Origin of the sequence: Burkholderia sp. BCC1998 (assembly GCF_905339875.1) — a bacterium.
Taxonomy (GTDB): domain Bacteria; phylum Pseudomonadota; class Gammaproteobacteria; order Burkholderiales; family Burkholderiaceae; genus Burkholderia.
Genome location: NZ_CAJPHE010000028.1, coordinates 48920 through 62260, shown reverse-complemented (window position 1 = coordinate 62260; position 13341 = coordinate 48920). Strand labels below are relative to the sequence as shown.

Sequence of the window (13341 nt, the reverse complement as noted above, 5' to 3'; positions counted from 1 at the left end):
GGAATTGCCCCGTTTAAAACCAATCGTCGAACTGTCGGCCATCGAAATGGCACGACAGTTGCAGAGTAATCCCCGCATCACTCAACACAACATCAGCTTCAATGCGAGGACGAAATGGACATTCAGGTTATCCCTCATGGCACGCTCCGGACGACTATGATCGCGGCCACCGTGGCAGCCATGCTTTCCCTCTCCGCGTGCGGCGGCTCCGGCTCCATCAGCAAGGGGCTCAGCGGCGGCTCCAGCTCGGGCGGCGGCGACTCGATCTCCACGTCGGGCGGCGGTACCTCGGGCGGCACGTCCGGTTCGACGAGCGGCAGCACGTCGGGCGGCACCAGCGGCTCGACCAGCGGCAGCACGAGCGGCTCGACGAGCGGCAGCACCAGCGGCACGACGAGCGGAACGTCCAGCGGCACGAGCGGCACCTCCGGTGTGTCGTCGAACGCAGTGGGTCAGGTCCTCGCAAGCGGCAGCAATCTCGTCACCAATCTCGGTGGCACCGTGTCAAACCTCGGCGGCGTCGTCGCCGGCCAGTCGTTGCCCGGCGTCAACCCGGCCACGACGCAAGCGGCGGGCGGCATCATCCAGAACGTCGGCGGCGCGGTCACTGCACTCGGCAATGGCCTCGGCAACGGCCTCGGCCAGCTCGGCGCAACGAAAGACCCGGTCGGCGTCACGGTCGCCAGCACCGGCGGCGTGGTGAACCAGCTCGGCGGCGCAGTCACGCAGACCGGCAACCTGGTCACGAGCCTCGGCAGCGGCCCGTTGTCGCCACTCGCTCCCGTCACCGGCGCCGTCGGCGGCCTCGTGACGCAGGTCGGCAACGCGGTTTCGAACGGCGGCACCACGCTGTCCAACGTGCTGTCGACCGGCCCGATCCAGCAGGTCACGCAGACGGTCAGCTCGGCGATCACGCCGATCACGACGATGGTCGGTCAGACGGCGCAGACGATCGGGACGGCCACCGGCCTCGGCGCCCCTGTCAACACGCTGCTCGGCACGATCGGCAACGGCCTGAACCAGGCCGGCGCGGTGATTGCGTCGACGGGCGGCAATCCCGTCACGACCGGCCTCGGCAGCACTGTCTCGTCGACCGGCAATACCATGAAGGCCGTCGGCGGCCTGCTCACGGGCGCCACCGGCGGCGCGACCAATCCGCTCGCGCCGCTCACGGGCCTGCTCACGACCGTCACCGGCACGCTCGGCGGCGCAACGGGCGGTACGAGCGGCGGCCCGCTCGCTCCAGTCACCGGCCTCGTCTCCACCGTCACCGGCGCACTCGGCGGCGCAACGGGTGGCACGAGCGGCGGTCCGCTCACTCCGGTCACCGGCCTCGTCTCCACGGTTACCGGCGCGCTCGGCGGCGCAACGGGCGGCGCGGGCGGCAGCAACCCGCTCGCTCCCGTGACGGGCGCCGTGTCCGCGGTCACCAGCACGGTCGGTGCCCCGGCACTGAGCGGCACCACGGGCGCCGTCACGAATTCGGGCTCGGGCTCGAACCCGCTCGCGCCTGTCACGTCGCTGCTCGGCGGCCTGCTCGGCGGCACGCACGGCAAGTAATCGAACATCCATTCATCGACAAGACAGCGAGGAGTCCATCATGTCCCAGCAACGTTCCATCACGACGGCCGCCCTGCGCCAATGGCGCGCGCCCCTCACCGCTTTCGCCGCAGCGTGCCTGCTGGCCGCCTGCGGCGGCAACAGCGTCAGCACGCCGCCGACGAGCAGCAATGCCGGCAGCAGCAGCGGCACGAGCGGCACCAGTGGTACGAGCGGCACCAGCGGCTCGTCCACCGGCACCAAGGGCGCTGTCAGCACGATCGGCCAGACGGCAACCGACCTCGGCAGCACGGTCGGCAACATCAGCGTGCCCGGCCTCGGCGACGGCGTGACGAAGGGTGTCGGCAGCACCGTCTCGAGCACCGGCACGATCATCAACGCGGCTGCCGATGCGTTGAGCAACGGGCTGGGACAGACCGGCTCGATCAAGGATCCCGTCGGCACGACGGTCGCAGGCCTCGGGAACGTCGTCGGCGCGACGAGCAACACCGTGTCCGGGCTGAGTTCGACGGTCAAGGCGCTCGGCACGGGTCAGCTCGCGCCGCTCGCCCCTGTCACGACGCCGGTCGGAACCGTGCTCGACACGGTTGCCAACGGCCTGTCGGCAGCCGGCACGACGATCGGTTCGACGCTGTCGTCGGGTGCCGTGCAGCAGGTTACGCAGCCGCTCAGCTCGGCGATCACGCCGCTGGTGATCACCGCTGGCCAGGTCACGCAACAGGTCGGCACGACCACCGGCCTCGGGCAGCCCGTGTCGGGCCTGCTCGGTCAGGTCGGCGGTGCAATCAGCTCGGCGGGCACGAAGGTCGCAAGCACGTCTAACCAGCCGCTCGTCGGCGACGTCGGCCAGCTCGTCACCGCGGTCGGCAACACCGTGACCAACGCGGGCGGCCTCGTGTACCCGAACGGTCCGAACGGCGCGGCACCGATCCCCGGCCTGCTCACCAGCCTCGTCGGCGGCTCGACGGCTACGGTCCAGAACGGCACGTCGTCGGGTTCCGGCTCGACGAACCCGCTCGGCGGCCTGCTGTCCGGCCTCGGCTCGACGCCGCTCGGTTCGCTCACGGGTGCGGTCGGCGGCGCAACGGGCAGCTCGGGCAGCAATCCGCTCGCGCCCGTCACGGGCCTCGTGTCGACGGTCACGGGCACGCTGGGCGGCGCAACGGGTGGTGCAGGCGGGGCAAACCCTCTCGCGCCCGTCACCGGTTTGCTGAATACTGTCACCGGAACAGTCGGCGGTGCAGCGGGAACCGGGGGTTCGTCGAGCCCGCTCGCACCAGTCACGTCGCTGGTCGGCAGCGTGACGGGCGCGGCATCGTCGGGCAGTTCGACGGGTCTGCTGGCACCGGTCACGGGGCTGCTGGGCACGCTGGGTAGCGTCGGCAAGTAAGGAGGACGATCGCGCCTTTGCAGCCGGAGCAGGAGGCGCGGCCGTACCAATACAACCGGCAATGCGGCACGCGGCGCGCGACACCCTGGTGTCGCGCGCCCGCATTAGAAAGAAGACGAAAAGCAAGGCCTACGAGGAAGAACAATGAAATCCAGACTCGACAGATGGATGATGCTGCTCGCTATCGCGGCGGCAGGCACGGCACATGCACAAACGCGCGCGGCAGGTAACCCGCTCGATTCCCTCCCCCAGATCAACGCACCGCAGAAAGGCCCGAGCGTCACCGTGCAGGTCGCGCCGCAGGCACCGCAACTGCAGGAACTGCTGTCGCGGCACCTGACGCCGACGACGTTCCAGGTGGAAGGCGTGAAGTCAGTGCCGTTCGACGAAATCTCGCGTCGCTTCACGCCCCTCGTCGGCAAGGACATCACGATCGGCGAGCTGATCGAAACCGCCAACGGCGTGACCAAGCTGTACCAGGATCGCGGCTATGCGCTGTCGTTCGCGTTCATTCCCGCGCAGACGTTCGAGAACGGCGTCGTGCGCGTCACGGTCGTCGAAGGCTATGTGTCGGACGTCAAGGTGACCGGCAAGCCCGGCGCGATGGAATCGAAGATCCGCGCGATCGCCGCGCACATCACGGCCGATCGCCCGCTGCGCCGCGCGACGTTCGAACGCTACGTGAACACGTTCGGCCTCCTGCCCGGCGTGTCGGTGAAGGCCAACGTGCCACCGCCGCAGACGACCGACGGCGCAACGACGCTCGAACTGGCCGTCGACCGCAAGGCATTCAACATCAGCACCGGCATCGATTTCAATCACCCGGGCGTGCAGGGGCTCATCACCGCAACGGAGAACGGCCTCACGTCGTTCGGCGAGCAATTGAGCATTTCCGCGCTGGTGCCGCCCGGACGCGACAAGCAGACCTACGTCGCATTCAGCGGCGCCGTGCCGGTCGGCAGCAGCGGCCTGGTCACGCGCCTCGACGCCAGCACGTATCGCGGCAAGCCGACCGACAACCCGGGCCTGCCGTCGACCGTCGAGCGCACCGTCAAGAACGAGAAGCTCGGTCTTTCGGCATCCTATCCGTTGCTGCTGAACAACCAGCGCAGCCTGCTCGGCACCGTGTCGGGCTATGCGTCGCACAACGAAGACCGCTACCAGAACAAGATCAGCGGCAACAGCATCGATACACGCTCGCAGGTCCGCGTGCTGCAGATGCAGCTCGACTACACGAGCGTATCGGCCAAGCAGGTACAGAAGCTGAGCGTGAACGTCGCGAAGGGCTTCAACATTCTCGGCGCGTCGAAATCGCAGGACATCACGATCGGCTCGAACACGACGTCAGTGGACAGCCCGATCTCGCTGACGTTCGTGCGCACCGGCGCGACCTTCACGCAAACCAATGAATGGCCGTTCAAGATCGGCACGTCGGTCTCGCTGACCGGCCAGTACAGCCCCGACTCGCTGCCGACGTCGGAGCAGATCTCGTTCGGTTCGACGCGCTATGCGCTCGGCTACCAGCCCGGCGAAACGTCGGGCGACTCGGGCTGGGGGATGTCGCTGGAGGTCAACCGCGGATTCACGCCGGGCTGGACGTACATGAAATCGATCACGCCGTACATCGCGTACGACATGGCGCGCGTGTACCTGCATACCGGCACGCCGTCGCCGAGCCGCCTGTCGTCGGTCGGTATCGGCGTGCGGTTTACCGACAGCCGCTACTACAGTCTCGATCTGAACATCGCGAAGCCGGTCGGCGATGCACCGGTTGAAAGCGCATCGCGCAGCCCGCGCGTGAATGCCGCGTTCTCGTATCAGCTCAACTGATCGGTCACCAGACAGCCTGCGTCTCGCGGGCCGTTTGGATTAGAACCCCCTCTATCAAACGCGGCGTGCGGTTTCACGTATTCTGGCAAAGCTCGCAACATGCCACCGCCCCATGCAGACGGTCGTGCGGGCACATCGAACACGACATGAAACAAGGAGGAAGACGATGATTCAACTGACCCGCCCGTTGCGCGCACTGGCCATCGCGAGTGCCCTGCTCGCTTGCGCCGCCCCCACCTTCGCCCAGGCCGACAGCCCCGTCGGCATGTGGCAGACGATCGACGACAACACGCATCAGCCGAAGGCGCTCGTGCAGATCGCCGACGACGGCGAAGGCTCGCTGTCGGGCAAGGTCGTCAAAGGCCTCGGCGCCAATGACACGCCCGATCGCCGCTGCACCGCATGCACGGACGAGCGCAAGGATCAGCTCATCAAGGGCATGACGATCATCAAGGCGATGAAGAAGGACGGCGATCACTGGGACGGCGGCAACATTCTCGACCCGGAGAACGGCAAGGTCTACAAGTGCAAGATGTCGCTCGAAGACGGCGGCCAGAAGCTCGTCGTGCGCGGCTATATCGGCGTATCGCTGCTCGGCCGGTCGCAGACCTGGGTTCGCGCACAATGACGCAACGCGCGTCGACACGCGCGACGCGATAAAAAAATCGGCCTGCGACGACGTCGTCAGGCCGATTTTGTTTTGACGCCGACGTGCATGAAACCGATCGACATCACGCTGCGCGCTTCAGCGCATCCGCCGTGTAGCTGCGCGGCGTGCGATAGACCGGCGCCACGGCACTGCGTACCGCCGCCGCCTTCGATTGCGCGTGCTTGCGCATCCGCGTGGCCAGCTGGTCGCACAGATTCGCGCCTGCGTCGCCATACAGCGCGTGCATCACCTGCCGCAGCGTGCCGGTCTCGTGCCAGACCTTGAAACGGCGGTGGCAGGTTTGGTACGAAGGGTAACGACGCGGCATCGCGGACCAGGTCGCGCCGCTATAGATGATCCACAGCACGCCGTTCAGGACGGCGCGTGTGTTGGCCAATGGTCGGCCGCGCAACTCGGTGCGCGGCTGCATTTCGGGCAAAAACGGCGCGACGCAGCGCCACTCATGGTCGGTCAGATCGCGATACGGTGTCATGGATATCTCCAGCCTTGGGAACCATGACGCAACGATATCGGCTGACCTCAACCGTGAACATAAGACAAGTCCGAAAATACCCGGAGATTGCGGGAATTTGACCGGAATTGACCTTTGAAGCCCGCCGCTCGCCGGCAACCGCGATCAGGTCAGCGAAGTATCGACGATACGACGCGGCGTTTCGAGGTATTCCTTCGACTGCATCTCGACGATCCGCGACACCGTGCGCGTGAACTCGTTCGCCATCGGCCCTTCGACGTACAGCTGCTCCGCCGGCACCGCCGCGGACATCAGCAGCTTGACCTTGTGGTCGTACAGCACGTCGATGAGCCAGGTGAAGCGCCGCGCCTCGGACGCCATCCGCGGCGACATCTGCGGCACTTCCGACAGCACGATCGCATGGAAGCGGCTGGCAAGCTCGAGATAGTCGTTCTGTGAACGCGGGCCGCCGCACAGCGTCGCGAAATCGAACCAGACGACGCCGTCTGCCTTGCGCAGCGCCTTCAACTCGCGCTTCTCGATATGCAGGATCGGGCTTTCGTCCGGCACCGCGGCGAGCTTCGCGAACGCATGACGCAGTTCGCGATCGGCGTCCGCGCCGAGCGGCGTGTGGTACATCTGCACCTGCGCCAGCGTGCGCTGGCGATAGTCGACGCCCGCGTCGACGTTCAGCACGTCGAGCTTTTGCTTGATCAGCGCGATCGCCGGCAGCATGCGGTCGCGATGCAGGCCATCGGGATACAGATCGTCGGGATCGTAGTTGGACGTCATCACGAACTGCACGCCGTTGTTGAAGAGGCGATCGAGCAGCCGGTACAGGATCATCGCGTCGGCGATGTCCGACACGTGGAATTCGTCGAAACAGATCAGCCGGTAGCGTTTCGCGATGCGCCGCGCGAGCTCGTCGAGCGGATCGGCCTGCCCTTTCAGCTCCTCGAGTTCGCGGTGGACTTCACGCATGAATTCGTGGAAATGCAGGCGCGTCTTGCGCTGCACGGGCACCACCGCATAGAAGCTGTCCATCAGGAAGCTCTTGCCGCGGCCGACGCCGCCCCACATGTAGACGCCGCGCGGGAGGTCCGGATGATTGATGAGCTTCTTGAACGCGTTCGAGCGACGCGCCTTGTACTCGACCCACTCGTCGAAACAGCGCTGCAGGCGATCGACGGCCGCGCGCTGGGCGGGATCGGACTGATAGCCGCGCGTGGTCAGTTCGCGCGTGTAGTATTCGGTGACGTTCATCGGGCAAACCGGAAAAACGAAGGCGAGCGGGAAACCCCCGCCCGCCTTCGTCATGAGACGGCTGCACCGGCCAATGGCCGGCCGGCGCTATACCGCGCTCAGCTGTTCAGCGAGCGCTTGTCGACGGCGAGCGCCGCTTCGCGCATCACTTCCGACATCGACGGGTGCGGATGGCAGATGCGGGCGATGTCTTCCGACGCCGCCTTGAACTCCATCGCCACCACGGCTTCCGCGATCAGGTCCGACGCGTTCGCGGCGATCACGTGCACGCCGAGCAGTTCGTCGGTCTTCGCGTCCGCGATCATCTTCACGAAACCGTCCGGCGCGTTCATGCCGAGCGCGCGGCCGTTGATCGAGAACGGGAACTTGCCCGACTTGATCTCGCGGCCTTCGGCCTTCAGCTGCTGTTCCGTCTTGCCGACCCATGCGATTTCCGGGTACGTGTAGATCACCCACGGAATGCAGTTGTAGTCGATGTGCGGCTTCTGGCCGTCGATCACTTCCGCGACCAGCACGCCTTCGTCTTCCGCCTTGTGCGCGAGCATCGGGCCGCGCACCACGTCGCCGATCGCGTAGACGTTCGGCACCGCGGTACGGCAGTGGTCGTCCACGTCGATGAAGCCACGCTCGTTCGCCTTCAGGCCGATTGCCGCGAGGCCGAGGTTGTCGGTGTTCGGCACGCGGCCGACCGACACGATCAGGCGGTCGGCGTCGAGCGTCTGCGCGTTGCCGTCCTTGTCCGTGTAAGCGATCGACACGCCGTCGGCGGTCGTCTTCACTTCGCCGATCTTCACGCCGAGATGGATGTCGAGGCCCTGCTTCTTGAACAGCTTGGCCGCTTCCTTCGCGAGCGCTTCGTCGGCTGCGCCGAGGAATGCCGGCAGCGCTTCGAGCACCGTCACTTCGGCACCCAGGCGACGCCACACCGAGCCGAGCTCGAGGCCGATCACGCCTGCGCCGATCACGGCGAGCTTCTTCGGCACCGAGTCGAACGTCAGCGCACCTTCGTTGTCCGACACGATCTTGTTGTCGACCGGGATACCCGGCAGGTGACGCGCCTTCGAGCCCGTCGCGATGATCACGTTCTTCGCGGTGACGACTTCGGTTTCACCCTCGCCGCTCACTTCGATCTGCACGCCGGCATCGGTCTTGCCGGTGAACTTGCCATGGCCCTTCAGCCAGGTGATCTTGTTCTTCTTGAACAGGAACTCGATCCCGCTCGTCATCTTCTCGACGATCGCATCCTTGCGGCCGAGCATCTTCGCGACGTCGATCTTCACGCCGTCGACCGTGATGCCGTGGTCGGCCAGGTGATGCGACGTGTTCTCGAACTCTTCCGACGAGGCGAGCAGCGCCTTCGACGGGATGCAGCCGACGTTCAGGCAGGTACCGCCGAGCTTCAGCGCGCCGGCCGGGTTCTTCCACTTCTCGATACAGGCAACGGTCTTGCCGAGCTGCGCGGCGCGAATCGCGGCGATGTAGCCGCCGGGGCCGGCGCCGATCACGACGACGTCAAATTCCTTGGACATGACAATCCTTTCTACTTGTACGCCCGCACGCTCGCGCAAGTGCGCGAGCGTGCGGGGCGGGTCAATGCAGTGAGACTCGGCTTACAGGTCGAGCAGCAGGCGTGCCGGATCTTCCAGCGCATCCTTCATCGCGACGAGCGACAGGACTGCTTCGCGGCCGTCGATGATGCGGTGGTCGTACGACAGGGCCAGGTAGTTGATCGGACGGATCACGATCTGGCCGTTTTCGACAACCGGGCGTTCCTTCGTCGCGTGCACGCCGAGGATGGCCGATTGCGGCGGGTTGATGATCGGGGTCGACAGCATCGAGCCGAACACGCCGCCGTTCGAGATCGAGAACGTACCGCCCGTCATTTCCTCGATCGACAGCTTGCCGTCCTTCGCCTTCTGGCCGAATTCGGCGATCTTCTTCTCGATCTCGGCGAGGCTCAGTTGATCGGCGTTGCGCAGGATCGGCACGACCAGGCCGCGCGGCGAACCGACCGCGATACCGATGTCGAAGTAGCCGTGGTAGACGATGTCGTTACCGTCGATCGACGCGTTCACCAGCGGGAACTTCTTCAGCGCGTGCACGGCCGCCTTCACGAAGAACGACATGAAGCCGAGCTTCACGCCATGTTCCTTCTCGAACTTGTCCTTGTACTTGTTGCGCAGTTCCATGACCGGAGCCATGTTCACTTCGTTGAACGTCGTCAGGATCGCGTTGGTCTGCTGCGACTCGAGCAGGCGCTCGGCGATACGCGCACGCAGGCGCGACATCGGCACGCGCTGTTCCGGACGATCGTTCAGCCACGTCGCTGCCGATGCCGGCACCTTCACTTCCGGCAGCGCCGGCTTCGCAGCAGCGGCCTTCGCCGGTGCGGCGGCCGGAGCAGCTTTCGGTGCGCTGCCTGCGGCCAGCGCGTCGCCCTTCGTGACACGGCCGTCACGGCCCGAACCTGCGACGTCGCCTGCCGACAGGCCCTTCTCGGCCAGCAGCTTCGCTGCGGCCGGCGATGCGGCGGCCGAGCTCGACGCGGTCGCGACAGCCGGCTGTGCTGCCGGTGCGGCTGCAGCAGGGGCTGCCGCCGGCTTCACTTCGGCGGCGCCTGCCGCTGCTTCGGCAGCACCTGCCTTCGCTTCGGTGTCGATCGTCGCGATGATCTGGTCGGCGACCACGGTGTCACCGTCGTTCTGCAGCACTTGCGCGAGCACGCCCGCGGCCGGTGCCGGCACTTCGAGCACGACCTTGTCGGTCTCGAGTTCGATCAGGATTTCGTCCTGCGCGACTGCTTCGCCCGGCTTCTTCTTCCACTGCAGCATGGTGGCTTCCGAAACCGACTCCGAAAGCTGGGGGACTTTGACTTCTACGATAGCCATGTGATTTTCCTGGATGCTTAATCTGGGGTATGACGAGGTTCGTGCGATTCCTTCGGCCGGTGCGGCGCGCGACGCGCCCGGCAGGCCAAAAGAGACGGGAAAGCGCAGTGCGCCTTCCCGTTTCGCTTGACGTCGGTTATTTCGCGATCGATGCGCTCTTCAGGCGGCCGAATGCACCTTCGATGAGGGCCTTCTGCTGCTCGTAGTGCTTCGCGTAGTAGCCAACCGCCGGCGAGGCCGAAGCCGGACGGCCGCTGTATGCCAGCTTCTGCCCTTCCTTCATGCCTTCCTTCAGGTGGTGCTCGACGTAGAACCAGGGACCCTGGTTCTGCGGCTCGTCCTGCACCCAGACCACTTCAGTCGCGTTCTCGTACTTCTTCATTTCGGCTTCGAACTGCTTGTGCGCGAACGGATACAGCTGCTCGATACGGATGATCGCGACGTCGTTCGCCTTCGCTTCGCGGCGATGCGCGACGAGGTCGTAGTACACGCGGCCCGAGCAAGCCAGCACGCGCTTGACCTTCTTCGCGTCGATGCCGCCGTCGGTTTCGCCCAGCACCGGCTGGAACGAACCCTTCGCGAGTTCCGACAGGTCCGACACCGCTTCCTTGTGACGCAGCAGCGACTTCGGCGTGGCGACGATCAGCGGCTTGCGGAACAGGCGGATCATCTGGCGACGCAGCAGGTGGAAAATCTGCGCCGGCGTCGTCGGCTGGACGACCTGCATGTTGTGATCGGCACACAGTTGCAGGAAACGCTCGATACGCGTCGACGAGTGTTCCGGACCCTGGCCTTCGTAGCCGTGCGGCAGCAGCATCGTGAGACCCGACACGCGGCCCCACTTCACTTCGCCCGACGAGATGAACTGGTCGATCACGACCTGCGCGCCGTTGACGAAGTCGCCGAACTGCGCTTCCCACAGCACGAGCGTGTTCGGCTCGGCGGTCGAGTAACCGTATTCGAAGCCCAGCACCGCTTCTTCGGACAGCACCGAGTCGATCACCGTGAACTTCGCCTGACCGTCGGCGATGTTCTGCAGCGGCACGTACGTGCCGTCGTTCCAGCGCTCGCGGTTCTGGTCGTGCAGCACCGCGTGACGGTGCGTGAACGTGCCGCGGCCCGAGTCCTGGCCCGTCAGGCGCACCGAGTAGCCCGATGCGACGAGCGACGCGAACGCGAGGTGTTCGCCCATGCCCCAGTCGAGCGGCTGGTCGCCGCGCGCCATGTTGCGGCGGTCGTTGATCACGCGCTCGACGAGCGGGTGGACCTTGAAGTTTTCCGGGACCGTCGTGATGCGTTCGCCGAGGCGCTTCAGTTCGGCGAGCGGCACGGCCGTATCGGCTGCGTCCGTCCACTTGCGGTTCAGGAACGGAACCCAGTCGACCGCGTACTTGCTCTTGTAGTTCGACAGGACCGGATCGACGGTGTGGTGGCCGTCGTCCATCGCCTTGCGGTACGCCTTCACGTAGTTGTCGGCGTCTTCCGCGGTGATCACGCCCTGCTGCACGAGCTTCTCGGCATACAGCGCACGGGTGCCCGGGTGCTGCGCGATCTTCTTGTACATCAGCGGCTGCGTGACCGCCGGCGTGTCCTGCTCGTTGTGACCCAGCTTGCGGAAGCAGACGATGTCGATCACGACATCCTTGTGGAACTGCATCCGGTAGTCGATCGCGATCTGGATCGCGAGCACGACGGCTTCCGGATCGTCGCCGTTCACGTGCAGCACCGGCGCTTCGATCATCTTGACCACGTCGGTACAGTACAGCGTCGAGCGCGCATCGCGCGGGTCCGACGTCGTGAAGCCGATCTGGTTGTTGATGACGATGTGCAGCGTGCCGTGCGTGCCGTAACCGCGCGTCTGCGCGAGGTTCAGCGTTTCCATCACGACGCCCTGGCCGGCGAAGGCCGCGTCGCCGTGGATCTGCACCGGCAGCACTTGCAGGCCGTCTTCGTCGCCGCGACGGTCCATCCGCGCCTTCGCGGAACCTTCGACCACCGGGTTCACGATTTCGAGGTGCGACGGGTTGAACGCGAGCGACAGGTGGACCGGACCGCCTTCGGTCGACACGTCCGACGAGAAGCCCTTGTGGTACTTCACGTCACCGGCCGGCAGGTCGTCGACGTGCTTGCCTTCGAATTCGGCGAACAGGTCGGCCGGCATCTTGCCCAGCGTGTTGACCAGCACGTTCAGACGGCCGCGGTGGGCCATGCCGATGATGATTTCCTGCACGCCGCGCTTGCCCGCGTGCTGGACGACTTCGTCCATCGCCGCGATGAAGCTTTCGCCGCCTTCGAGCGAGAAGCGCTTCTGACCGACGTACTTGGTGTGCAGATAGCGCTCGAGGCCTTCCGCTGCCGTCAGGCGATTCAGGATGTGCTTCTTCTTGTCGATCGAGAAGGACGGCGTCGCGCGGGTCGATTCCAGGCGCTCCTGCCACCAGCGCTTCTGCTCCGGATCGCTGATGTACATGTATTCGGCGCCGATCGTGCCGCAATACGTGTCACGCAGGCCCTTGACGATGTCGCGCAGCGAAGCCTGGTCGAAGCCGAAATACAGGTTGCTTGCGCTGTACGTCTGGTCGAGGTCGCCTTCGGAGAAGTCGTAGAACGCGGGTTCGAGTTCGGGAATGGCGGGACGTTCGCGACGCTTCAGCGGATCCAGATTGGCCCATTGCGAGCCGAGGAAGCGATATGCGCTGATGAGGGACTGGACGTGGACCTGCTTGCGCGCGGTCGCCAGATTGCTGGTGCTTTCGCGCGGGATGAAGGCATTGGCCTTCGCGCGCTCGGCGAACGATTCGACGATCGGAAAATGAGCGACGTCATTGGCATTCGAGCCGTCGGTTGCAGGCACGTTCTGCAGCGCGTCGAAATACTCTCGCCAGTTCTCCGGCACCGATGCCGGATTGTTGAGGTATGCATCGTACAGTTCTTCAACGTACGAAGCATTGCCGCCGAACAGATAGGAGTTCAGCTGAAACTGCTTCATTACATCTGACATTTTACGCTCACCTTTCTTCGAGCTTCTCGAGAAATAGCGGGTTACTCAACCTTCCGCGACACGGCCTGACCGTTTAGCGGATTGCGAATCAAGTCTTGCTTGGAAGGACCTAAAACTTGCGTGCGCGCAGCATATCACAGAACCGTTACCGAAGTTCACGACGAAATGTGCCCGAAAGCACCGCGCGACGGGGTTTTGCCGGATTGCCACGACCCGCGGGAACAGTGTTTTGCAGCCCGCCCGATTGCGCATCGCGCAGATGCAAAAAAAGGCCGCCCGAAGGCAGCC

General features: G+C 65.2%; 9 protein-coding genes. 4 read left to right on the top strand and 5 right to left on the bottom strand.

Features of this window, described 5'->3' with window-relative positions; all coding sequences use genetic code 11:
• Positions 1-114 precede the first annotated feature (114 nt).
• From U5A56_RS32650 to U5A56_RS32635, 4 genes are all read left to right on the top strand, one after another.
• Positions 115-1560 carry a collagen-like triple helix repeat-containing protein gene (locus U5A56_RS32650; protein ID WP_321926640.1) on the top strand — a complete coding sequence of 482 codons (1446 nt, stop codon included), beginning with the start codon at positions 115-117 and terminating at the stop codon, positions 1558-1560.
• A 40-nt stretch (positions 1561-1600) separates the two neighbouring features.
• On the top strand, positions 1601-2950 hold the full coding sequence (locus U5A56_RS32645; protein WP_321926639.1) for a collagen-like triple helix repeat-containing protein: 1350 nt from the start codon (positions 1601-1603) through the stop codon (positions 2948-2950).
• Positions 2951-3094: 144 nt separating this feature from the next.
• Entirely contained in the window at positions 3095-4780 is a 1686-nt protein-coding gene (locus U5A56_RS32640) for a ShlB/FhaC/HecB family hemolysin secretion/activation protein (protein WP_044846020.1), read from the top strand.
• A 166-nt stretch (positions 4781-4946) separates the two neighbouring features.
• On the top strand, positions 4947-5408 hold the full coding sequence (locus tag U5A56_RS32635; protein WP_044846021.1) for a DUF2147 domain-containing protein: 462 nt from the start codon (positions 4947-4949) through the stop codon (positions 5406-5408).
• A 103-nt stretch (positions 5409-5511) separates the two neighbouring features.
• On the opposite strand, the gene U5A56_RS32630 is transcribed toward U5A56_RS32635, so the two are convergent.
• From U5A56_RS32630 to U5A56_RS32610, 5 genes are all read right to left on the bottom strand, one after another.
• On the bottom strand, positions 5512-5922 hold the full coding sequence (locus tag U5A56_RS32630; RefSeq protein ID WP_044846022.1) for a transposase: 411 nt from the start codon (positions 5920-5922) through the stop codon (positions 5512-5514).
• A 144-nt stretch (positions 5923-6066) separates the two neighbouring features.
• Positions 6067-7164 carry a cell division protein ZapE gene (gene zapE / locus U5A56_RS32625; protein WP_044846023.1) on the bottom strand — a complete coding sequence of 366 codons (1098 nt, stop codon included), beginning with the start codon at positions 7162-7164 and terminating at the stop codon, positions 6067-6069.
• 98 nt (positions 7165-7262) lie between these two features.
• Complete coding sequence (gene lpdA / locus U5A56_RS32620; protein WP_321926637.1) at positions 7263-8693, bottom strand: dihydrolipoyl dehydrogenase; 1431 nt, start codon at positions 8691-8693, stop codon at positions 7263-7265.
• A gap of 81 nt (positions 8694-8774) precedes the next feature.
• A complete protein-coding gene (gene odhB, locus U5A56_RS32615) occupies positions 8775-10052 on the bottom strand; it encodes a 2-oxoglutarate dehydrogenase complex dihydrolipoyllysine-residue succinyltransferase (protein WP_044846025.1) in 1278 nt (425 codons plus the stop codon).
• 136 nt (positions 10053-10188) lie between these two features.
• On the bottom strand, positions 10189-13053 hold the full coding sequence (locus tag U5A56_RS32610) for a 2-oxoglutarate dehydrogenase E1 component (RefSeq protein WP_044846026.1): 2865 nt from the start codon (positions 13051-13053) through the stop codon (positions 10189-10191).
• Between the last annotated feature and the right edge of the window lie 288 nt (positions 13054-13341).